21 protein-coding genes, 1 tRNA gene, 1 other RNA gene and 1 riboswitch are annotated in these 21,928 nt (G+C 49.6%); of the genes, 11 read left to right on the forward strand and 12 right to left on the reverse strand.

The window, feature by feature from the left end; translation table 11 throughout:
• Positions 1-104 precede the first annotated feature (104 nt).
• Complete coding sequence (locus tag RFN81_RS09735) at positions 105-701, reverse strand: thymidine kinase (protein ID WP_264495662.1); 597 nt, start codon at positions 699-701, stop codon at positions 105-107.
• A gap of 394 nt (positions 702-1,095) precedes the next feature.
• Here RFN81_RS09735 and hns point away from each other — a divergent pair, with 394 nt between their 5' ends.
• Positions 1,096-1,503, forward strand: coding sequence for a histone-like nucleoid-structuring protein H-NS (hns, locus tag RFN81_RS09740; RefSeq protein ID WP_264495663.1), 408 nt, complete (start codon positions 1,096-1,098; stop codon positions 1,501-1,503).
• Between the two features lie 144 nt (positions 1,504-1,647).
• Here hns and galU read toward each other — a convergent pair whose 3' ends face one another.
• From galU to rssA, 3 genes are all read right to left on the reverse strand, one after another.
• On the reverse strand, positions 1,648-2,559 hold the full coding sequence (gene galU / locus RFN81_RS09745) for a UTP--glucose-1-phosphate uridylyltransferase GalU (RefSeq protein ID WP_264495664.1): 912 nt from the start codon (positions 2,557-2,559) through the stop codon (positions 1,648-1,650).
• Between the two features lie 204 nt (positions 2,560-2,763).
• Entirely contained in the window at positions 2,764-3,780 is a 1,017-nt protein-coding gene (rssB, locus tag RFN81_RS09750) for a two-component system response regulator RssB (protein ID WP_264495665.1), read from the reverse strand.
• A 112-nt stretch (positions 3,781-3,892) separates the two neighbouring features.
• On the reverse strand, positions 3,893-4,798 hold the full coding sequence (gene rssA, locus RFN81_RS09755; protein WP_264495666.1) for a patatin-like phospholipase RssA: 906 nt from the start codon (positions 4,796-4,798) through the stop codon (positions 3,893-3,895).
• 128 nt (positions 4,799-4,926) lie between these two features.
• On the opposite strand from rssA, the gene RFN81_RS09760 reads away from it, so the two are divergent.
• The 4 genes from RFN81_RS09760 (at position 4,927) to RFN81_RS09775 (ending at position 6,733) form a co-directional block, all read left to right on the forward strand.
• Positions 4,927-5,394 carry a YchJ family protein gene (locus RFN81_RS09760; protein WP_264495667.1) on the forward strand — a complete coding sequence of 156 codons (468 nt, stop codon included), beginning with the start codon at positions 4,927-4,929 and terminating at the stop codon, positions 5,392-5,394.
• Between the two features lie 80 nt (positions 5,395-5,474).
• On the forward strand, positions 5,475-6,323 hold the full coding sequence (purU, locus tag RFN81_RS09765) for a formyltetrahydrofolate deformylase (protein ID WP_264495668.1): 849 nt from the start codon (positions 5,475-5,477) through the stop codon (positions 6,321-6,323).
• Between the two features lie 152 nt (positions 6,324-6,475).
• Positions 6,476-6,560, forward strand: a tRNA-Tyr gene (locus RFN81_RS09770).
• Positions 6,561-6,603: 43 nt separating this feature from the next.
• Positions 6,604-6,733, forward strand: a non-coding RNA gene (locus RFN81_RS09775) — RtT sRNA.
• Positions 6,734-6,843: 110 nt separating this feature from the next.
• On the opposite strand, the gene RFN81_RS09780 is transcribed toward RFN81_RS09775, so the two are convergent.
• Positions 6,844-7,470: a trimeric intracellular cation channel family protein gene (locus RFN81_RS09780; protein WP_264495669.1), complete on the reverse strand. Its 627-nt coding sequence runs from the start codon at positions 7,468-7,470 to the stop codon at positions 6,844-6,846.
• Positions 7,471-7,491: 21 nt separating this feature from the next.
• Positions 7,492-7,586, reverse strand: a riboswitch (glycine riboswitch).
• 293 nt (positions 7,587-7,879) lie between these two features.
• Here RFN81_RS09780 and xthA point away from each other — a divergent pair.
• Positions 7,880-8,686 carry an exodeoxyribonuclease III gene (gene xthA / locus RFN81_RS09785; RefSeq protein ID WP_264495670.1) on the forward strand — a complete coding sequence of 269 codons (807 nt, stop codon included), beginning with the start codon at positions 7,880-7,882 and terminating at the stop codon, positions 8,684-8,686.
• Between the two features lie 114 nt (positions 8,687-8,800).
• Here xthA and RFN81_RS09790 read toward each other — a convergent pair whose 3' ends face one another.
• From RFN81_RS09790 to RFN81_RS09800, 3 genes are all read right to left on the reverse strand, one after another.
• Positions 8,801-9,094 (reverse strand): YnjH family protein, encoded by a 294-nt coding sequence (locus RFN81_RS09790; RefSeq protein ID WP_264495671.1) that lies wholly within the window; start codon positions 9,092-9,094, stop codon positions 8,801-8,803.
• A complete protein-coding gene (locus tag RFN81_RS09795; protein WP_264495672.1) occupies positions 9,094-11,016 on the reverse strand; it encodes a DNA topoisomerase III in 1,923 nt (640 codons plus the stop codon). Before RFN81_RS09795 ends, RFN81_RS09790 begins: the two co-directional genes overlap by 1 nt.
• 93 nt (positions 11,017-11,109) lie before the next feature.
• Positions 11,110-11,661: an NAD(P)H nitroreductase gene (locus RFN81_RS09800; RefSeq protein ID WP_264495673.1), complete on the reverse strand. Its 552-nt coding sequence runs from the start codon at positions 11,659-11,661 to the stop codon at positions 11,110-11,112.
• 273 nt (positions 11,662-11,934) lie between these two features.
• Here RFN81_RS09800 and sppA point away from each other — a divergent pair, with 273 nt between their 5' ends.
• The gene (sppA, locus tag RFN81_RS09805) at positions 11,935-13,785 is read left to right on the forward strand and encodes a signal peptide peptidase SppA (protein WP_264495674.1); all 1,851 of its coding nucleotides are present in this window, start codon (positions 11,935-11,937) and stop codon (positions 13,783-13,785) included.
• A 92-nt stretch (positions 13,786-13,877) separates the two neighbouring features.
• A complete protein-coding gene (gene pncA, locus RFN81_RS09810; protein ID WP_264495675.1) occupies positions 13,878-14,525 on the forward strand; it encodes a bifunctional nicotinamidase/pyrazinamidase in 648 nt (215 codons plus the stop codon).
• A gap of 37 nt (positions 14,526-14,562) precedes the next feature.
• Here the strand turns inward: pncA and RFN81_RS09815 are convergent, their stop codons facing one another.
• On the reverse strand, positions 14,563-14,841 hold the full coding sequence (locus RFN81_RS09815) for a YeaC family protein (RefSeq protein WP_264498933.1): 279 nt from the start codon (positions 14,839-14,841) through the stop codon (positions 14,563-14,565).
• Positions 14,842-14,974: 133 nt separating this feature from the next.
• Positions 14,975-15,394: a peptide-methionine (R)-S-oxide reductase MsrB gene (gene msrB, locus RFN81_RS09820; protein ID WP_264495676.1), complete on the reverse strand. Its 420-nt coding sequence runs from the start codon at positions 15,392-15,394 to the stop codon at positions 14,975-14,977.
• Between the two features lie 350 nt (positions 15,395-15,744).
• Here msrB and gapA point away from each other — a divergent pair, with 350 nt between their 5' ends.
• Both gapA and RFN81_RS09830 read left to right on the forward strand, forming a co-directional pair.
• A complete protein-coding gene (gapA, locus tag RFN81_RS09825; protein WP_264495677.1) occupies positions 15,745-16,740 on the forward strand; it encodes a glyceraldehyde-3-phosphate dehydrogenase in 996 nt (331 codons plus the stop codon).
• 104 nt (positions 16,741-16,844) lie between these two features.
• A complete protein-coding gene (locus tag RFN81_RS09830; protein WP_264495678.1) occupies positions 16,845-17,714 on the forward strand; it encodes a D-hexose-6-phosphate mutarotase in 870 nt (289 codons plus the stop codon).
• A gap of 64 nt (positions 17,715-17,778) precedes the next feature.
• Here the strand turns inward: RFN81_RS09830 and RFN81_RS09835 are convergent, their stop codons facing one another.
• Both RFN81_RS09835 and RFN81_RS09840 read right to left on the reverse strand, forming a co-directional pair.
• Entirely contained in the window at positions 17,779-18,666 is an 888-nt protein-coding gene (locus RFN81_RS09835; protein ID WP_264495679.1) for an aldo/keto reductase, read from the reverse strand.
• 116 nt (positions 18,667-18,782) lie between these two features.
• Positions 18,783-19,532, reverse strand: coding sequence for a MipA/OmpV family protein (locus RFN81_RS09840; RefSeq protein ID WP_319800173.1), 750 nt, complete (start codon positions 19,530-19,532; stop codon positions 18,783-18,785).
• 447 nt (positions 19,533-19,979) lie between these two features.
• On the opposite strand from RFN81_RS09840, the gene yeaG reads away from it, so the two are divergent.
• Positions 19,980-21,914, forward strand: a complete 1,935-nt coding sequence (gene yeaG / locus RFN81_RS09845) for a protein kinase YeaG (protein ID WP_264495680.1) — start codon at positions 19,980-19,982, stop codon at positions 21,912-21,914.
• Positions 21,915-21,928: the final 14 nt, after the last annotated feature.

A 21,928-nucleotide genomic window follows, 5' to 3' on the forward strand; every position in this document is an offset into this window, starting at 1 on the left:
GATGCCCAACCCTGTTATGGTTGGGCATTTTTGTTGGCGTACCTAAAGGATAAACTCGCAAGGCAACTCCATTATTCGCCGCCCCCGCCAGGAATTTTACGTTCTTACTCCCCGAGGTTACGGGTCAACCCTAACGCAATTTTATAATGCTTACGGCAAACGGAAACATAGCGCTCATTGCCGCCAATGACGACTTGCTCGCCCTCAAGAACGGCATTACCCTGTGCGTCCAGTCGCAAAACACAGTTGGCCTTGCGCCCGCAATGACAGACCGTTTTTAACTCAATAAGCTTATCGGCCCACGCTAATAAATAATGGCTACCGGAAAACAAATCCCCACGAAAATCAGTGCGCAGCCCGTAACATAACACCGGGATATCTAATTGATCCACGACGTCGGAGAGTTCACTAACCTGCTCTCGAGTTAAAAACTGACACTCATCAATTAATACGCAATCAACTGGCTGAGTGCGATGTTCCTTCTCTAGCAATCCAAATAAGGAGGTTTGCGGGTTAAACAATAATGCCGGGGAAGAAAGGCCAATGCGCGAATTCACTACACCCACGCCGCCTCGATTATCTATTTCCGCAGTGAATATTAGCGTGCGCATACCGCGTTCCTGGTAGTTATAGGACGACTGTAGTAGCGCGGTCGATTTCCCCGCATTCATTGCAGAATAATAAAAATAAAGTTGGGCCACTCGCCACTCCACTAAAGCAGGCTAAATCATTTTTCATGTCGCAAAAGTGTATTTTAACAACCAAACTTCACTGGGCGCAATGTGTTCATCCGCGGCGCATCTCATGCGTTAACAATCGTCAGTAACTGCGTATCATGATAAAAGATATAAACATTCCTTATAACAAGGATGTAATTTCAATATGCTATTTCCCCTGCTTTTCGGGTAAAAAATAGGATTACCAAAGTATTTCCTGATAACAGAAGCATATTTATATTTATGTAACATACGCGGTGAAACCGGTTTTAAAAATGGTATTTTTAACAAACTTACAAAGTTGACTATTGCAGAATAGAAAATAGCACTCTATTATCACACCACACGCCACCAATAATATTAATTTGAGATTATCACAATGAGCGAAGCACTAAAGATTCTTAACAACATCCGTACTCTGCGTGCCCAGGCAAGGGAGTGTAGCCTGGAAACTTTAGAGGAAATGCTGGAAAAACTGGAAGTCGTGGTAAATGAACGCCGCGAAGAAGATAGTCAGTTCCAAGCTGAAGTTGAAGAACGTGCGCGTAAATTGCAACAATATCGTGAAATGCTGATTGCCGATGGTATTGATCCGAACGAATTATTGCAATCGTCTGGTTCCGTGAAAATTGCCAGTAAAAGTAAACGCGCAGCGCGCCCGCCCAAATATCAATATACGGACGAAAATGGCGAAGTTAGAACCTGGACTGGCCAGGGCCGTACGCCAGCAGTAATCAAGAAGGCTATTGAAGAACAAGGTAAATCTTTAGAAGATTTCCTGCTGTGATGCTGTAGTAATACTGAATACAAAAAACCCCTGATAGTTATCAGGGGTTTTCTTTGGAGACCATTTCATGGTGGGAAATAGACAAACTTCGCACTAACCGCCTTTAGTATTCAGATAAATAGCGAGTAATAAAACGGCAGTGTGTTATTTTCCATCAGTGTTAATCGTTTCCTGTAACCATTGGGCAAATTCCTTGCCTAACCCCTCATGTCGTAAGCCATATTCCACGAATGCCTGCATATAGCCTAATTTATTGCCACAGTCATGGCTCACGCCTTTCAGGTGGTACGCCTCTACCGTTTCTTTTTCCATCAACATAGCAATCGCATCGGTTAATTGGATCTCATTTCCTGCACCGGGTGGTGTTTTTTCCAACAGAGACCAAATATTCGCGGAAAGGACATAACGGCCAACGACAGCTAAATTAGAGGGTGCCTCTGAGGCTTTCGGTTTTTCTACCACGCCCACCATCGGGACACTGTCTCCCGCTTTTAATTCCACGCCTTTGCAATCAACCACACCATAGCTACTGACATTTTCAACCGGTTCTACCATAATCTGGCTATGACCTGTTGCAGAAAAACGTTGCAACATTTCACTCAGATTATCTTTTTTCAGATCGGATGCGTATTCATCAATAATCACATCCGGGAGAATTACCGCAACAGGCTCATCTCCCACGAGCGGATGCGCGCACAACACCGCATGGCCGAGACCTTTAGCTAATCCCTGTCGCACTTGCATAATGGTGACATGCTTTGGACAGATAGATTGCACTTCTTCCAACAATTGCCGTTTTACACGTTTTTCCAGTATGGCTTCCAGTTCAAAACTGGTATCGAAATGGTTTTCGATGGAATTTTTGGAAGAGTGTGTGACGAGAATAATTTCATTAATCCCTGCGGCAATACACTCATTGACAACATATTGGATTAGCGGCTTATCAACCAATGGCAACATTTCTTTAGGAATGGTTTTGGTGGCAGGTAGCATGCGCGTCCCTAGCCCAGCAACAGGTATGACCGCTTTTTTTACTTTTTTATTCACAATAGACATAAACAGCCTCTTATATACCGTTCAAATAATGAACTTTATTTATCCCGTCAGCATAATCGAAAGAGTATAACGATTTTAATCAGCATACGCTTGCCCCAACATGGTCATGCAATCAAATTAAGATAACTCCCTATCTAATAGGGAATTACAATTAATACCGAGAGCGTGGTATTTCCCAGCGCGAGCGACGTTTTTCCCTGGAGACTATTTTGTCGTCAGCATCAGCCGTAAGCGACCGCCACGCCCCCATACCTGACATTGCCATGCCTCACACGAATAATGCAGTTGGTTGAGATAGGCGTCATCCAACGTGCCTAAGGGAAGGCCGCTATTTAGCGCAATCTGTTGTTCATTCACACTTAGCATCGCACTTAACCCGGCAGAAACCAGTATTAGCTGTTTCAGCGTCCGATGGTAATACCCAACAAGCAAGGGAAAACGTCCGTCTAAGCCCGCATGACGCAGTAGTTGGTTTACCTGCTTTAATAATGCAGGTAGGTGTGGTAAGCGGTGTTGGCGATCGGCCAAATGTTCCTGGAGTAATCCATTGAATAACGTTCGAAGCAGCAACGCGGCCAATGCCCCGTTATTATTGACACCCTGGGTAACATCAAGACAGTAGAACCCCAAATCGTCCTCCGACAGCGCGGCCATATCCAGCACTAATCCCGGTTGCTCTGCCACCGTCAACTGTCGATAATTGACGCGACAGTGAGCAAGTGTTTGCTGTACAGGCGGCTGTAGCTGAGCAAGCAATTTGGTTACCGCTTCCGGTGACTGTTTAAACGAATCCATGTCTTGCATCAATTGTTCTACTTCATTCAACGGCGAGGTGAACAGGCCAGGGTAGAGACAGGACATGACCACTTCACGTAAACGCGTGTAGTCTCGAATCGGTTTTAGCAACACATCCTGAACGCCAAGACGAAGGACTTTAGCAATGTCCGCCATTTGGCTCGTCGCCGAGACGATCAAGATAGGCGTAACGCTGTCCTTCATCCGCAGACGCTCAAGGAATTCGATCCCCCCCATCGTCGGCATTTCCAGATCGCAGATGATCAAATCGGGTCGCTCATGCTCAAGAATAGTGAATGCGTCCACACCGTTAATCGCCTCCTGAACCTGCGCGCCAAGAGAAACCAGATAACCAGCGAGCACTGATCGAAAAACAGCCTCATCATCAATGACCAAAATACGCTTACCCGCTAGTGGTTGTTCCATCTGTACCCCTTACGTCAAACACCGGATAATCACATCTGCTCTAGCGCACAGACAGATGAAACATCAGGCTTGTATGCCTCTGCATAAGTTTTCGCTTGTGCACATGCGCGCGTTATGTTCTTTCCACAAGCGGTAACAACTCATCGCGCATTTTCTCTACCGCTTTATATCCCGCCTCAATCGCCTCCTGCGCCCGGTGAAAGTCAAGTGTAGCAATCTGAGGGCAACGTGGCCGCAGCAGCACATCGGGAGGATCGCCCGCCATTCTTGTCATCGTTAACCGATTTTCCAAAATCTGGATCGAGGTACTCATTATTTCCATCGCCGTTGGCGTGTTTTCTACTGATGACCGATGGCCTCGCCGTAGTCGTTCACGAATTTTACTGCGCCAACCGTGCGGAACATTTTTCGCATTAATGCTGGACGACATCGGTTTTATCGACAGTAAATCGTGGTGATTAAGGCTCGCATCGTGCTGTAGATCCACAGCGATTACGATGTCAGACCCCATCGCTCGCGCCAAAGAGACAGGGACAGGATTAACCACCGCACCGTCGACCAGCCAGTAATCATTGAATCTAACAGGGGATAACAGGCCAGGCATACTGCAAGACGCCCGCATAGCCTGATGTAAATCACCCTTTGTCAACCAGAGTTCACGCCCTGTGCTGAGGTTTGTCGTTACCACACCATATTTGATTTTACAGTCTTCAATCTGCGTTATTTGTAACAAATTCTTAACACTATTAAATACACGATCGCCGCGTAACAAACTGCCGCGTTGCCAGGAAAGGTCCATCAACCGGATCACATCCCAGTAGCTGAAGGCTCTTACCCAACGCTCCATCGAGGTCAATTGATCCGTCGCATAAGCCGCCCCCACCAGCGCGCCAATTGAACAACCGGCCACCACATCAACCACAATCCCCATTTCTGTCAGCGCATTCAGCACTCCAATATGCGCCCACCCCTTTGCAGCCCCAGATCCCAAGGCTACACCAATTTTTTTCCGCCGCATGAGTACCACCCGTCTTCATTCTAGTGCACATTGCTACGCGCAGAGTTTGTTAGGTAACATATGCATCCTGCATAGAGATCCGTTTATTCTCCATCAGTTTTTATATTAAGTTTTCTTCAGGAGACATCGTGTCAGAATCTTGCCCTTGTTGCAGTGGATTGCAGTATAACGCATGCTGTCAACCCTACCTCGCCCATGCCGCAACAGCGGCTGATCCAGTCATATTAATGCGATCGCGCTATACCGCTTACGTCAAACAGGATGTCGATTATCTCATTGCGACCTGGCACCCTGATCTCAACCCTGAGAAATGGCGCGCCTCTCTCGCTGAGAGCAGCCAGAATACGCAATGGCTTGGCCTCACTATACTGGCAACATCTCCCGGTCAAACGGCCAATGAGCATTATGTGGAATTTGCCGCCCGCTATTTATCGGATGTCGACAGGCAACGAACCGAATTGATGCGGGAGCGCTCACGCTTCCTTCGTCAACATAATCGCTGGTACTATATAGACGGCGTTCATATACAGACCGGCAGAAATGAACCCTGCCCGTGCGATTCCGGCAGAAAATACAAAAAATGCTGTGGACAATAACACAGGCAGTTGCCCACGCGGCCTTACCGCTGCGTTATCATTAGGCCGTTATTCTAGCTTTGGACAGGATCCACCCGCTCATGCAATCCCCAAATATACAAAGAAAAGTATTAAGAACCATTTGTCCTGATGCAAAAGGGCTCATCGCGAAAATTACCAATATTTGTTACAAGCACGAACTGAACATCGTGCAAAACACTGAATTCGTCGATCATCGTACGGGGCGCTTTTTCATGCGAACCGAGTTGGAAGGTATTTTCAACGACAGTACACTGTTAGCCGACTTAGACGGTGCGCTTCCTGAAGGGTCTTCTCGTGAATTAATTGCCGTAGGCCGTCGTCGTATTGTCGTTCTGGTGACGAAAGAGGCCCATTGTCTGGGTGATCTGCTAATGAAAAGCGCTTATGGTGGCCTGGATGTAGAAATAGCGGCGGTGATCGGCAACCACGACACGTTGCAGAGTTTAGTCGAGCGATTCGATATTCCTTTCCACCTGGTTAGCCACGAAGGGCTAACGCGAGAAGAGCACGATCAGCGAATGATCGCGCAGATAGACCAATACCAACCCGATTACGTGGTGCTCGCAAAGTATATGCGGGTTCTGACACCAGCGTTTGTTCAACATTTTCCCAATCAGGTGATTAATATTCACCATTCATTCTTACCAGCCTTCATCGGCGCTCGCCCGTATCATCAAGCTTACGAACGCGGCGTAAAACTCATCGGCGCAACAGCGCACTATGTCAACGATAGTCTGGATGAAGGCCCCATCATCATGCAGGATGTCATTCACGTCGATCACACATACTCTGCAGATGACATGATGCGTGCTGGTCGTGACGTCGAGAAAAATGTTCTGAGCCGCGCGCTGTACCGGGTACTGGCGCTACGTGTTTTTGTCTATGGAAACCGCACGATTATTCTGTAATCGCTGGGGCGATCCTTTTTTGGATAAGGATACGGCGAACAGAATAAAAAAACGGCAAGTGTATTAGTTTTAGATACATACCACTTTACAGGGGCGCGGCATCTGATATGATGCGCCCCGCTTGAGGGAAAACCTCTCGCAGTAAGGCCAGTGGTGGGGTTCCCGAGCGGCCAAAGGGAGCAGACTGTAAATCTGCCGTCACAGACTTCGAAGGTTCGAATCCTTCCCCCACCACCATTTCAATACAGCATCTCCGAACGTCATCCCAACGCTAAAGCATCAGATCCTCATTGGGGGAAGGTGAGAACCTTCGACCAAGGTTCGACAAAACCGGTACGGTTTTGAGCAACGCGTAGCGTTGACCCGAAGGGTGAGGTGCGAAGCACCGAGTTATCCTTCCCCCACCACCATCTCAACGCAGCATCTCCTAACATCATCCCAACGCCAAAGCATCAGATCCTCATCAGGGGAAGGTGAGAACCTTCGACCAAGGTTCGACAAAACCGCAGACAAATAGAGTTTATTCCCTCCCTTTCCAACGCCCAGGAACATACGAAAAAACCGGGAGTTGCCATGACCAGCGAATAGCCGCCAATCGCACAGCCAGGCCGATAGTAAAGGACGCTAACAGGTTAATATCGTGATCGATATTAAGCGACTTTAGCCCCAGATATAACAGGGCAACCAAAAGTGAAACGCAGGCATACAGCTCTTTTTTCAATACCATTGGCGTGCGATTGCAAAAGATATCACGCAAGATGCCACCAAATATGCCTGTGACAATGCCCGCCATCACGACTACGGTTAACGAATAATGTAGTTTTAGCGCCACATTGCAGCCAATAATGGTAAAAGCGATTAACCCCATGGCATCCAGCACCAGAAAGAAGCGATGTAAATGATGCATAACGCGCGCAACGATAATCGTAAAAAGACCAGCACCGATGGTGAGATAAATATAGCCGGAATGTTGCGTCCAGCCGATGGGATAATTACCGAGGAGAATATCGCGTACGGTGCCGCCGCCAAGCGCGGTAATGAACGCTATCATGCCTACGCCAAAAATATCCATATTGCGTCGTCCGGCGGCGAGCGCCCCAGACATACCTTCCGCCGTAATGGCTATCAGATAGATGTAAGTCAGCACACAAGTTATCCTGTGAAATGTGCCACTCCCTCTGTCCGCTTTACCTGAGAGTTACGCAGCAGAGCTGCTTGCCCCTTCGGTGGGTTGCATCGCAACCTCTCTCCAGTTGGCGCTAATGGAATTCGCAGTTAGGGTAGCCTGAGCGATTATGGGAGTTTGCGCCTTCGGCGGAGCGTCATTTCATGACCGCTCTCTCTCCTGCGAGGAGCGCAGTATAGCGGCCGACAAGCGCTAAGTTCAACTGAATATAAGTGAAGCTTATTTCAATCATTTTCATCTACTTCACCAACAACCGCTGAGGCCACAGTGCGCCAGCTCGCTACGTGAAACGGCCATGAAGCCTCACCGTGACGACGGGTTCCGTTTTCTGCTACCATTTGGCCACATTTTTTAGTTAATGGCAGCGAACATGAAAGTTGTATCTTTTAATATCAATGGCCTGCGGGCGCGCCCTCATCAGTTGGCCGCCATTATTGAACAGCACCAACCGGATGTCATCGGGTTGCAAGAAACCAAAGTCCACGATGACATGTTCCCGTTAGACGACGTTAGCCAATATGGCTACCATGTTTATTATCACGGACAAAAGGGTCACTACGGTGTCGCACTTCTGTGTAAAACCCCGCCTATTGCGGTACGCCGCGGTTTTCCGACAGATGAAGCCGATGCCCAGCGGCGCATTATCATGGCCGACTTTACGACCGAACACGGGACTTTCACCGTTGTTAATGGTTACTTCCCCCAAGGCGAAAGCCGGGATCACCCGGTGAAATTCCCGGCCAAGATGCGTTTTTATCAGGACCTGCAACACTATCTGGAACAGCACCACAGCCCCACGCAACCATTGATAGTGATGGGTGATGTCAATATCAGCCCCACCGATCTGGATATCGGCATCGGCGAAGCGAATCGTAAACGTTGGTTGCGCACCGGTAAATGTTCTTTCCTGCCCGAAGAACGAGAATGGATGGCGCGTTTGCAAGGCTGGGGGCTTGTCGACACCTTTCGTGCCGCTAACCCCGACAGCAACGATCGCTTCTCGTGGTTCGACTATCGCTCTTCTGGATTTGATGACAACCGGGGCCTGCGTATCGACTTGATTCTCGCCAGCACGTTCCTGGCTGAACGCTGCGTTGCAACCGGTATTGACTACGCGATTCGAGGTATGGAAAAACCTTCCGACCACGCTCCTATCTGGGCGCAGTTTGCATTGTAACGTGTGCCGTTTTAGAACGCGTATAGGGCAAGAGGTAGCAAATTCACACTGAGAGCGCGCACCGCACCCCGCTGAAAATGAAGGCTTCGGCGGGGATAGACTCAGCCACGTTATTTAGGGCGATGGCTTGAGCACCTGCCATATTAAGTTATTCGTTCCCAGCGTCTGTTTGTCTCGCATGCATTGCAGCACAACCCCTTCGGCTTTTATCACCGCCCCTTCTGAATAATTACGGTTTTCATATACGCAACAACGTAGACAGTTATTGCTTTGTTCGCGGACCGTCGTGGCGGTACCCCACACTTCCGATGGCACGGGAACGACAATATCCGCCCCACCACGATTTGCCTGCGCCAACATCGGCAGTAACATCACACTGGCGAAACAGAAAGACACTAACGATTTCATCACTTTGACCCCTTGGTTTTCGTCGTTCGAGCCTTACGTCGTTTGGAAGCCCCTGCTGGCGGCGTAGTAAGCCCTTTGAACGCACTCTGTGTACCCTGTTGTTTTGCCTGCTGAATCAACGTATGTAAGCTGTTCGTCAGCGGTTGCATAAAATCCTGATAGCGACATTGTTTCTCGCTGATCTTAGTGAGTGTAGCCTCCCAATGCGCCGTCATGTCGGGATGCACCGCGCTGTCCGGCAAGGAATGTATTAATGCGCGCCCAGCTTCACTCGCATGAATGTAACGCGCTTTCTTAAACAGAAATGTACGCTTAAACAGTAATTCGATGATGCCCGCACGCGTTGCCTCTGTACCTAAACCATCGGTCGCTCGCAGTATTTTCTTCAGCGCTTTATCTTGCACAAAACGAGCAATCCCGGTCATCGCCGAAAGCAGTGTCGCATCGGTGAACGGTCGCGGCGGCTGGGTCTGTCGCTCAACCACCTCAGCACGTTCACACAGTAGCGCGTCCCCTTTTGCCACGACAGGCAACGGCGTGCCTTCGTTCTCTTCGTCCCGTTCTTTACCCCCCAACAGCGTGCGCCAACCGGCTTCCGCCAGAAAGCGTGCTTTAGCAATGAATTTACCGCCTGCGATATCCAGTTCAATCTCGCATTTACGGAACACCGCGTCTGGACAGAACTGCATGAGGTACTGCCGCGCAACTAAACCATACACATTGCGCTCGTTTTCCGTCAGTGAGACACGCGCGCTACGGGCGGTAGGAATGATTGCGTGGTGGGCATCGACTTTACCGTCGTTCCAGCAGCGATTACGCCGATCTGCATCCATTACCGGCTGAGGCAACAAGTCAGGCTGGTGGACGGATATGGCGTTTAAAACGGCATGGCGCCCGGCAAAATGCTCCTCTGGCAGGTAGCGGCAGTCAGAACGCGGATAGGTAATCAATTTATGCGTTTCATACAGTTTCTGGCATACGTCCAGCACCTGCTGTGCACTCAGCCCGAAGCGTTTAGCCGCCTCAATCTGTAACGCTGAGAGCGAATAAGGCAGCGGCGCGATTTCCGATTCCCGTTTGTCATTGTAGTTGATAACGACTGCCGGCTGGCCTTCAATACGTTTGACGACATGTTCTGCCAGCGCTCGATGTAGTAAACGCCCTTCTTCGTCCTGATAAGGCTCACAAGACTCGCTGGGCTGCCAAAGCGCGACAAAACGTTCATCGGCAGGCGTCACGATATGCGCCTTTACTTCAAAGTAATCCTTGGGAACAAAGTTTTCGATCTCTTCATCGCGCCGTACCACCAGCCCCAGCACGGGTGTTTGTACGCGGCCGACCGATAGCACGCCGTCATAGCCGGCGCTGCGGCCTAATAACGTGTAGGCGCGAGTCATATTAATACCGTAAAGCCAATCAGCACGAGAACGCGCCAATGCCGATACGCAGAGCGGAATGAACTCCCTGTTTTCACGCAGGCGGGACACCGCGCGTTCGACCGCCTGCGGGTTGAGATCGTTGATCAAACAGCGGCGCGCTTTTTGGCGTTTCTCTTCTGAAAGCGCAAGGTATTCCAATACCTCATCCACAAGCAATTGCCCTTCCCGATCTGGATCGCCAGCGTGAACCACCTCTGTGGCCTCATTGAGAAGTTTTTTTATGGTGCTGAGTTGTTTACTCACCGAGGCTCTCGGTTGCAATCGCCATTGTTGCGGAATAATAGGGAGATCGGCTAGGGACCAGCGCGCGTATCCCGCATCATAGACCTCTGGCTGCGCCTGCTCCAAAAGGTGCCCTACGCACCATGTGACAACATCATGCTGACCACAGGCGATAAAGCCATCGCCTCGCCGATGCGGTTTGGGTAATACGTCTGCAATTGCCCGCGCTAGGCTAGGCTTTTCGGCAATAAAGAGTCGCATTATTCACCATTAAGCAGACTGGACAAGTCCCGCGCGATGGGCGGGAAAGTGGATAGTAAAATGGATAAAAACAATATTACTCAACGAAAACGATCAGAAGTGACGCACGAACGCTTCAGTGGCACAGGGCGCGACCGTGGTCGAAGCCTTGAGTTGTGGCGTTCCCAGATAAAGAAAACCAACGATTTCATCCTGTTCCCGACAACCAAATGCCTCACGTACCAACGTATTATGCGTCCAGGCACCGCTACGCCAGATGCCATTAAACCCTTGCGCCACGGCGGCCATTTGCATAGCCTGAACGGCACAGCCGGCGGACACAATTTGCTCCCAGCGAGGGACTTTCGGATTGTCTTCACAATGCGCCACCACGGTGATAATCAACGGTGCCCGGTAAGGTGCCTGACGCGCCTTATTGATACCGGCTTCATCCAGATTTTCCAGCTGCGCCGCTCGCGCCAATAAGGCACTAAAGCGATCTAAGCCGTCATTTTCAATCAAAAAAAAGCGCCATGGCTGCATGCCACCGTGATCCGGCGCGCGCATACCGGCGCGGATGATGTTTTCCAGTGCGTCACCTTTAGGTGCCGGTGCGGTAAGGCGCGCGGCCGAACGACGATTCACTAGCAATTCAAGCGCATCCATTATGTATCCCCAGTCTGACAATATTATTTATTGTTCCTAGCCACACCCCATTTCAATGAGAGAAAGGGGTGCACCGCAACATCGCGGGCCACGTTAGCACAAGTAGAAGTTTTGTTACAAGATAACCCCGGCGGTGTATGATTCTATGGCGATTTAATGCTGACTTTTCACTGTCCGCTCTTTAGGATATTAGCATACCTAATGCTTCATCCTTTGTCTGAGGCAAAGGGGAGCCTCAGGGCACACGCTGTTTTACCCGTTCATGGAGATATCATGCGCACACTGTGGCGAATTTTTAGCAGATTGTTTACGTGGACATGGCGTCTACTCAATTTCATCAGGGAATTTATTCTTAACCTTTTCCTTATCGCGTTACTTTTTGTCGGCGTTGGAATTTACTTGCAAGTAAAATCGACGCCGGAACCGGCCACGAAGGGGGCGTTACTCGTCGATCTCTCGGGTGTGGTGGTTGATAAACCGACGGTTAATAACAAGCTACGTCAATTAGGGCGCGAATTCTTCGGCGCATCGAGCAATCGACGTCAGGAAAACTCACTGTTTGATATTGTCGACGGCATCCGTCAGGCAAAGGGAGATGACAACATCACGGGTATGGTGCTGGATCTCAGCGATTTTACCGGCGCCGACCAACCCTCCCTTCAGTATATTGGCAAGGCACTGCGTGAATTTCGTGACAGCGGTAAGCCTATTTATGCCATCGGTGACAGCTACAGTCAGGCGCAATATTATTTAGCCAGTTTTGCTAATACCGTGTCATTAACGCCACAGGGAAGTGTTGATCTGCACGGTTTCGCCACCAATAATCTCTACTTCAAGTCCCTCCTCGACAAACTGAAAGTCACCACCCACATCTTCCGGGTGGGAACCTATAAATCCGCCGTAGAACCGTATTTGCGTGACGATATGTCACCAGCCGCCCGTGATGCGGATGGACGCTGGGTTAACGCACTATGGCAACAGTATTTAAACACCGTCTCCGCTAATCGCCAGATCACGCCGCAGCAACTCTTCCCCGGCGCAGCAGGTATAATTGCCGGTTTACAGGCCGTTCAGGGCGATACCGCTCGCTATGCGTTAGATAATAAGCTGGTCGATGTCGTCGCATCACACTCCGAGACGGAACAATCACTGATTAAAGTCTTTGGCTGGAATAGCCAAAAAAATAATTATAATTCCACCAGCATCTACGACTACGCGCTTAAACCGCAGGGGCAAAACGCTAATCAGATTGCGGTTATCTTTGCCAACGGAGCCATCATTGACGGGCCGGAAGCACCAGGAATGGTCGGCGGTGCTACCACGGCCGCACAGATTCGCGCCGCCCGACTCGATCCCAAAATAAAAGCGCTGATACTGCGCGTCAATAGTCCCGGCGGTAGTGTTACAGCCTCGGAACAGATTCGCTCGGAATTGATGGCATTTCGCTCGGCAGGCAAGCCTATTGTGGTTTCCATGGGAGGAATGGCGGCATCAGGAGGGTACTGGATCTCCACGCCAGCGAACGCGATAATCTCCAGCGCTGCTACGTTAACCGGCTCCATCGGTATTTTTGGCGTAATTACTACGTTTGAAAATTCATTGGAAAGTCTTGGCGTCCACACCGATGGCATAGCCACTTCTCCATTGGCCGATCTGTCTATCACCAAGTCGCTGCCTCCGGAGTTTTCACAGATGATGCAGCTAAGTATTGAACGTGGCTATAAAAATTTCATTGATATTGTGGCACAGTCGCGTAAAAAAACGCCGGAGCAAATCGATAAAATCGCTCAAGGGCACGTTTGGGTGGGTAGCGATGCGAAAGAAAATGGCCTGGTCGATCAGCTAGGTGATTTTGATGATGCAGTGAAATTAGCCGCTAAACTGGCGAAGCTGGATCAATATCAATTGAATTGGTATGCCGAATCGCCGGGTCTGTTCGATACGATGTTGAATCAGGTGAATGCCTCAGTTTATGCATTATTACCTGTTGCCGTTCAATCCATGTTGCCCGCACCGGTTGCACAGTTGGCGGAGGTGGTGCGCGCACAACCTTCCCTCATGAATAATTTCAACGATCCGCAAAATCGATATGCATTTTGCCTCCCCTGTGGGGACGTTCGCTAATATTCATATTAATTGGCTCAATCATCGTCATTATTGCTGATGGTGATTGGGTTTGATTTATCACTGTACCTCGATCCATCACGGAGCTGTCCATGAAAAAAGCACTGCTACTGATTGATTTGCAAAATGATTTTTGTCCTGGTGGTTCATTGGCCGTTAAGGAGGGCGATCGCGTTATTGATATTGCCAACCGTGCCATTGATGCCTGCGAGGCGGCAGGCGTTACGATAATCGCCAGTCAGGATTGGCATCCTGCTAATCACGGTAGTTTTGCTGCTAATGCACATGCCAGCATCGGCGATACCGGTGAATTAAATGGATTACCGCAGGTATGGTGGCCCGTTCACTGCGTACAGCACACAGCAGGCGCAGACCTCCATCCGGCATTACATCGGTCTGCCATTCAGTGGATTGTGCGAAAAGGGACTCAGCCTGAGGTTGACAGCTATAGCGCTTTTTTCGATAACGGACATCGGGTTAAAACCGATCTGGATGCATGGCTACGCGCTCACCAGATTACCCATCTGACGATAATGGGGCTGGCAACAGATTATTGCGTAAAGTTCAGCGTGTTAGATGCCATAGACTTGGGATACCACACCGAGGTGCTGGTAGATGGCTGTCGTGGTGTAAACCTCTTACCTAACGACAGCGATGCGGCACTACAAGAGATGGCGCAGCGGGGGGCAATACTAACAGATATAACGCGGTTCCTTGCCACTCTACCGTCAATCCGCTGATTATCGGTAACGGGCGTCGCCGGGTTAAATATGCCGTTTATGCATCTGGCTTTAGCCTAACAATCGCATCGGCTTGCGTAAATTGACGCTTTAGTTCCTGCTTGCTCTTCAGCACAATTTCACCATCAGTGCCAATCGTCATGTGTTCAGCCTGCGTATTATGGCGAGCCTGCCACAGCATAACCATTTGCAGACAGTTCTCTTTCTGTTCAGGCGTCAATGCGACCCCATCCGGCCATTTACCCAGTTCCACGGCCGTCACTATCCGTTGGTAAATGGTTGGCGTCATGGCGTCAATCAACTCATTGAGTTCCATACCCATTTCTGCTCCAAGAAAATACAGCGCTTTACTCGCGCAACGATTATAGTCCAGATATTCATGGCATATCGCAACATTTGCATTCTCATAACATTTGTATTTTCATAAGAATGGCTGAATCGTTTAAAGCTTATCCATCAATGCGCTCGCCATTCGCCTTGTCGATAAAGCTCAGCGAGGCGGAATTAACACAATAACGTTCGCCAGTGGTTGGGGGGCCATCAGGGAAGACATGGCCCAGATGCGCATCGCACTGCCCACAGCGAATCTCAATACGACGCATATTGTGCGAATCGTCTTCCAGATAGCGAATGGCATCAATGGCAACAGGCCGATCAAAACTTGGCCAACCGCAACCTGAATCATATTTGCTATCGGAATAAAATAGTGGGGCCTGACAACACAGGCAGTGATAGATGCCGGTGCGTTTGTTATGCAGTAGCTTGCCTGAAAATGCGGGTTCCGTACCGCGTTGCTGAGTGACATAGCGCTGCATCTCAGTCAATTCTGTATCATCGGAAGGTGTTGGTGTAGCAGAGTCGTTAATCATGAAAGTCTCACAGCTGGAGCATCAATTCGTTAGGCTGTCGATTATAACAAGAGCTTAACAATCTGGTAGACTGTTATCACTTAATCCTCTGCATGTTTTAAGCATGAGCCTTTAATTGTGACATGCATCACATATAGAGAACACATGGGCTTTATATGATACGTTTCGCCCCAATATCAGTCTTAGATGTTACTAAGTTACAGGTTCAATCGGTTTTCGTACAAGGATTAGTCATAGGTTTGACTTACCGCAACTATTGACACGATTCCGCTTGACGCTCAGCAAGGTTTTTGTAATTTTACAACCAACCCTTTTACTCACTATTCACAAACCAATAGCTGGTGGAATATATGACTATCAAAGTAGGTATCAACGGTTTTGGCCGTATCGGCCGTATTGTTTTCCGCGCCGCGCAAGAACGTTCTGACATCGAGATTGTTGCAATTAACGATCTGTTAGATGCGAATTACATGGCGTACATGCTGAAGTACGATTCCACACATGGTCGTTTCAACGGCACCGTTGACGTTAAAGATGGCCACCTGATTGTTAACGGTAAAACCATCCGTGTTACCGCAGAACGCGATCCTGCCAATCTGAAATGGAACGAAGCCAACGTCGATATCGTTGCTGAAGCGACCGGCCTGTTCCTGACTGACGAAACTGCGCGTAAACACATCGCTGCTGGCGCGAAAAAAGTCGTTCTGACAGGGCCTTCCAAAGACAATACGCCAATGTTCGTAATGGGCGTTAACCACAAAACTTACGCCGGCCAGGACATCGTGTCTAACGCGTCTTGCACCACTAACTGCCTTGCTCCGCTGGCAAAAGTGATTAACGATAACTTCGGCATCGTTGAAGCGCTAATGACGACCGTTCACGCGACCACTGCAACGCAGAAAACCGTTGATGGCCCGTCTCATAAAGACTGGCGTGGCGGCCGCGGTGCGTCTCAGAACATCATCCCTTCTTCTACTGGCGCAGCGAAAGCCGTAGGTAAAGTCATCCCTGAACTGAACGGTAAACTGACAGGTATGGCGTTCCGCGTTCCTACGCCTAACGTATCGGTTGTTGACCTGACAGCGCGTCTGGAAAAACCAGCGTCTTACAAAGAAATTTGTGCCGCAATCAAAGCTGCCTCTGAAGGTGAGTTGAAAGGCGTACTGGGTTACACTGAAGACGACGTTGTTTCTACCGATTTCAACGGTGAAACACTGACATCAGTGTTTGATGCCAAAGCCGGTATCGCACTGAGCGACAACTTTGTGAAACTGGTTTCCTGGTATGACAATGAAACAGGTTACTCAAACAAAGTCCTGGATCTGATCGCGCACATTGCAAAATAAGCGTCGGCGATGATTCGGTGAAAAAAGGGCGACGCGATGTCGCCCTTTTTTATTATTAATTGCAGATTTGTTTTACAACGAAAAAAATCAAAAAAGGCCTTATCATGCATAACACCCTTTTCTCGCTCCCCATCACCAAACAGATCAACGAGACGCTGAGTCAACGTCAGTTGGGCCAATTACCGATTATCGTCGTTGAGCACCCAGAAGTTCGTGCTGCTGTCGCATTACAAGGTGCGCACCTGCTCAGCTGGCAACCGACGAACGAAGAACCCGTGCTCTGGTTAAGTGACAATTCGCCTTTTACTCACCACGTCGCAATCCGTGGTGGGATACCGATTTGTTTCCCATGGTTTGGCCCCTTCGCAGAACCTAACCATGGTTTTGCCCGCCTGTTGCCATGGGAATTCACCGCCCACAGTGAGGATCGGCATGGCGTACAACTCACATTCACGCTGCGCGACAATGAAGAAACGCGTCAGAGTTGGCCGCATGAATTTACGCTTATTGCCCGCTTCAAGCTGGGTAAGGAATGCGGTATTGAACTGGAAGCGCATGGCGATTATCGCATTACCAGCGCGCTACACACCTATTTCAACATCGGCGATATCAGCGATATTCGCATTGCGGGTCTGGGCGATTCCTACATTGATAAAGTCGATGGGGGCAAACAGGCGTCTCAGCAAGGCGATCTGGTGTTCACCGATCGTACTGACCGTATTTATACCCAGCCGCAGGAGACCAGCGTGATTCATGACGCAGGGCTGAAACGCGTCATTGAAATTCACCATGAGCATCATAGCGATGTCGTCGCGTGGAACCCTGGTGCAGCACTCTCGCGTACTATTAGCGATATGCCAGACGACGGGTATAAAACGTTTGTATGTGTGGAAACCGCTCGGATCGGTCAACCCTTTGAGGCAGCAACAAAAGCGCCAGCGCGCCTGGCAACGGTAATTCGCATTAAAAAATAATCTCGATTTTTCTACGTTCATCGGGGGCCGCTTCCCGCCCCCTTGATCCTGCGTTTGTTTGCCTCTATACCACATCCAGCCGCAGTTTGTGCGTCGGCGGCGGAAAAGCCTGATCTAACTGCGCGCAATCCTCCATCGAGAGCATCACCCCTAGGGCCTTCGCATTTTCCTGAACATGCGCAACGGAACTCGCTTTAGGGATCGCAATCACCCCCGGCTGACGAATAACCCAAGCTAATAAGAGTTGAGCGGGCGTGATGCCTTTTTCACGCGCCATGTGATTCACCAGCGGATGTGAAAACAGTCCCTCACGCAGCCGCCCCGCCTGCGCCAGCGGGCAGTATGCCATCACGGGAAGCGACTGTTGCTGACACCACGGTAACAAATCAAATTCAATACCGCGCGACGCCAAATGGTATAGCACCTGATTCGTCATACAGCGCTTCCCTCCCTGTAATGACCATAGCGCCTGCATGTCATTTAGATCGAAATTAGACACGCCCCACTGGCCGATTTTACCTGCCTGCTGCAATCGCTCCATGGCGATGATCGTATCGACTAATGGAATAGTCCCGCGCCAGTGCAATAGATAAAGATCGATATGATCCGTTTGCAATCGTTTCAGGCTGCGTTCACACGCCTGTATTGCTTTATCGCCGCCTGCGTTATGCGGGTAAACTTTGGATACCAGATACACGCTGTCACGACGTCCGCGTATTGCTTCGCCGACCACCCGCTCTGCCCCGCCGTCCGCATACATTTCAGCCGTGTCAATCACCGATAGCCCGAGATCGAGACCGGCCTGCAACGCCGCCACCTCTTGCGCTTTCATCAGCGCATCTTCACCCATGAACCATGTTCCCTGGCCGATGGCCGGGACACGAGTGCCATCGGGAAAACGAATCGTTTTGGGCGTATGGGCTGCGTTGGAAATACCGAAAGTTTTTGTCATGCGCACCTCCCTTATTGATGATCACCGTAGCATAGCTTTTAGCGCACTATAAACGTGCAAATGGGGTGACATCACCCCATTATTGTACGGCAAGTGCACTATGTGCAGGCATTCAATCAGAAACGATAGCTGACGCCAGCACTCATTAAGACGCTATGATTGCTATCAACAATTGGGCTATCTTTCGTCTCGTCAGACAACCGCGTGTAGCGGCCAACGGCCCAGGCGCTCCACTGAGCATTGATCTTATATCCAGCACTCAGCTCAAGATACGGTGCCCAACCATCACCCGGTTTATACTGATTAAAACCGGAGCGCGCGGACTCTTTGCCGCTAACGCCATAATAATATTGGTTCATGTTTTCGCTGAACCAGGTCGCGCCAATACCCGGTGTGATACTCAAATCTCCCATTGAGAAACGGTAAAGATAAGCGGTATCCCACGCGAAGCCGTTGCTGTAATCCAGCGTATCGCCTGCCAGCACGGTACGGATTTCCCCCCAATCGGCAATATGCCGATAGGCCGCCCCCGCCATTAACGTCCCGCGGCGTTTATCTAACTGCTTCATGCGCGGATCGTCGCTATCTCCGGGTTTAAAACCCAAAGGCAGATAGTAAGCCGTTAAAGAGAGTCGATTTGCTCCTTCATTCCATAGGTAGTACCCGCCCCCTAATCCACGGAAATAAAATTTTTCACTTTCATAATTCAGTACAGGAAGCGGATAGACATCATTATCAACACCACGGTAGATGGAATTTGAACCCACAGCGCCAAGGCCCAGCGATACACCGTCGGCATAGACTGAAGGCAGCAGGCCAAGGCCCAATAGTAGTGCAGCTAGCCTAGAGAGTTGCATTCTTTTCACAGTTTCTATTTCCTATAACAGATAATTATTATGAAACATGATAGTTAATTACACACATTTACGTTTGGGCTATATAAAAATAGCATGAATGAATAACCTACCCATCGATGATTTTCACCTCCGTGACAGCGGAATAGGCAGCGCATTTAAGGCCAAACGCTGATTCTCTATAATGTTACACGGGTTTTTCTGAAAGTGAGTCCTTGAAATATCTTAAAAATATGTCCGAGGACGAGAGGCAATTTTACGAATGCAAACTACGCTTAATTATAGAAGGTGACATTTCCCGTCCAGCTTGTATGAATTAAATCACAATACTCTGATGCTGTAAGTTGGCATGAGGGTTGCTGGGCTAAGAAACAGTCTTCTTCCAGAGGGCAATATTAATAGGCCTATATTCTACGCGCTCTCTTAATCTATGCTAATCGACGAAGGACGGGCATCGCTATGAACCTATTTGATCACTACCGTCAGCGCTATGACGCTGCCAAGGACGAAGCGTTTACTCTGCAGGAATTCCTTAACATCTGTGCGAAGGATCGCACTGCCTATGCCAACGCTGCAGAAAGATTGTTAACCGCTATCGGTGAACCCGTAATGGTGGATACCGCCCAGGATTCGCGACTATCGCGCCTATTCTCGAACCGGATTATCGCTCGCTATCCGGCCTTTGAAGAATTTTACGGGATGGAGGAGGCGATAGAACAAATTGTTTCTTACCTAAGGCATGCCGCTCAGGGATTAGAAGAGAAGAAACAGATCCTATATTTGCTCGGGCCTGTGGGCGGCGGGAAATCGTCTCTGGCGGAACGCCTGAAAGCACTTATGCAGCGTGTTCCCATTTACGTCCTCAGTGCGAATGGTGAACGTAGCCCGGTCAATGACCACCCTCTTTGCCTGTTTAACCCACAGGAAGATGCAGCGATATTAGAGAAAGAGTATGCGATTCCACGACGCTATCTCGGCACCATCATGTCACCCTGGGCAGCGAAGCGCCTTCAGGAATTCGGCGGAGATATCACCCAATTCAGCGTCGTCAAAGTATGGCCATCCATTCTGGCGCAAATAGGGATCGCGAAAACCGAACCGGGTGATGAGAACAATCAGGATATTTCAGCCCTGGTCGGTAAGGTCGATATCCGCAAGTTGGAGCATTTTGCACAGAATGATCCCGATGCCTACGGCTATTCTGGCGCACTGTGCCGTGCGAATCAGGGCATTATGGAATTCGTTGAAATGTTTAAGGCGCCGATCAAGGTGCTCCACCCACTGCTGACCGCCACGCAGGAAGGTAACTATAACGGAACCGAGGGTATTGCCGCCCTCCCCTTTAACGGGATTATTCTGGCGCATTCCAATGAATCCGAGTGGGTGCAATTCCGCAATAATAAGAACAATGAAGCATTTCTCGATCGCGTCTACATCGTCAAAGTCCCCTATTGCCTACGCGTTTCCGAAGAGGTCAAAATATACGATAAGCTGTTGAATCACAGTGAACTAGCGCATGCGCCCTGCGCCCCCGGCACGCTGGAAACGCTGGCCCGCTTCTCGATTTTATCGCGCCTGAAAGAACCGGAAAACTCCAGCATCTACTCTAAGATGCGGGTTTATGACGGGGAGAGCCTGAAAGATACCGACCCCAAAGCGAAATCCTATCAGGAGTACCGCGATTACGCCGGTGTGGATGAAGGAATGAACGGCCTGTCGACGCGCTTTGCTTTTAAGATCCTGTCTCGTGTCTTTAACTTCGATCACGGCGAAGTAGCCGCCAACCCGGTACACCTGTTCTATGTATTGGAGCAGCAAATCGAGCGCGAACAGTTCCCGCAAGAACAGGCAGAGAAATATCTGGAACACTTGAAAGGCTACTTGATACCTAAGTATGCCGAATTTATCGGTAAAGAGATTCAAACGGCCTACCTCGAATCCTATTCCGAATACGGGCAAAACATTTTCGATCGTTATGTTACCTATGCGGATTTCTGGATTCAGGATCAGGAGTACCGCGATCTGGACACCGGCCAACTGTTTGACCGTGAATCGCTGAATGCCGAGTTGGAAAAGATCGAGAAACCCGCGGGGATCAGTAACCCAAAAGACTTCCGCAACGAGATAGTAAACTTCGTACTCCGTGCTCGCGCAAATCACAGCGGACGGAACCCCAACTGGACCAGCTACGAAAAACTGCGCACGGTTATCGAGAAGAAAATGTTCTCCAACACGGAAGAGCTACTGCCGGTGATATCGTTCAATACCAAGACTTCCACCGACGAACAGAAAAAACATGATGACTTCGTCGATCGTATGATGGAAAAAGGGTATACCCGGAAGCAGGTGCGTTTGCTATGCGAGTGGTACCTACGGGTGAGGAAATCATCGTAATGACGTACGAGGCT

It is taken from the genome of Pectobacterium cacticida (genome assembly GCF_036885195.1).
In the GTDB taxonomy this organism is placed as follows: domain Bacteria; phylum Pseudomonadota; class Gammaproteobacteria; order Enterobacterales; family Enterobacteriaceae; genus Pectobacterium; species Pectobacterium cacticida.

Bases quoted from the DNA above. Each gene is read 5' to 3' on its own strand.
- msrB (WP_264495676.1), bottom strand. From the start codon at position 15,394: ATGATTAACGACTCTGCTACACCAACACCTTCCGATGATACAGAATTG.
- sppA (WP_264495674.1), top strand. From the start codon at position 11,935: ATGCGCACACTGTGGCGAATTTTTAGCAGATTGTTTACGTGGACATGG.
- yeaG (WP_264495680.1), top strand. From the start codon at position 19,980: ATGAACCTATTTGATCACTACCGTCAGCGCTATGACGCTGCCAAGGAC.
- RFN81_RS09795 (WP_264495672.1), bottom strand. From the start codon at position 11,016: ATGCGACTCTTTATTGCCGAAAAGCCTAGCCTAGCGCGGGCAATTGCA.
- rssA (WP_264495666.1), bottom strand. From the start codon at position 4,798: ATGCGGCGGAAAAAAATTGGTGTAGCCTTGGGATCTGGGGCTGCAAAG.
- xthA (WP_264495670.1), top strand. From the start codon at position 7,880: ATGAAAGTTGTATCTTTTAATATCAATGGCCTGCGGGCGCGCCCTCAT.
- galU (WP_264495664.1), bottom strand. From the start codon at position 2,559: ATGTCTATTGTGAATAAAAAAGTAAAAAAAGCGGTCATACCTGTTGCT.
- RFN81_RS09815 (WP_264498933.1), bottom strand. From the start codon at position 14,841: ATGGAACTCAATGAGTTGATTGACGCCATGACGCCAACCATTTACCAA.
- RFN81_RS09790 (WP_264495671.1), bottom strand. From the start codon at position 9,094: ATGAAATCGTTAGTGTCTTTCTGTTTCGCCAGTGTGATGTTACTGCCG.
- RFN81_RS09835 (WP_264495679.1), bottom strand. From the start codon at position 18,666: ATGACAAAAACTTTCGGTATTTCCAACGCAGCCCATACGCCCAAAACG.
- rssB (WP_264495665.1), bottom strand. From the start codon at position 3,780: ATGGAACAACCACTAGCGGGTAAGCGTATTTTGGTCATTGATGATGAG.
- purU (WP_264495668.1), top strand. From the start codon at position 5,475: ATGCAATCCCCAAATATACAAAGAAAAGTATTAAGAACCATTTGTCCT.
- gapA (WP_264495677.1), top strand. From the start codon at position 15,745: ATGACTATCAAAGTAGGTATCAACGGTTTTGGCCGTATCGGCCGTATT.
- pncA (WP_264495675.1), top strand. From the start codon at position 13,878: ATGAAAAAAGCACTGCTACTGATTGATTTGCAAAATGATTTTTGTCCT.
- RFN81_RS09830 (WP_264495678.1), top strand. From the start codon at position 16,845: ATGCATAACACCCTTTTCTCGCTCCCCATCACCAAACAGATCAACGAG.
- hns (WP_264495663.1), top strand. From the start codon at position 1,096: ATGAGCGAAGCACTAAAGATTCTTAACAACATCCGTACTCTGCGTGCC.
- RFN81_RS09800 (WP_264495673.1), bottom strand. From the start codon at position 11,661: ATGGATGCGCTTGAATTGCTAGTGAATCGTCGTTCGGCCGCGCGCCTT.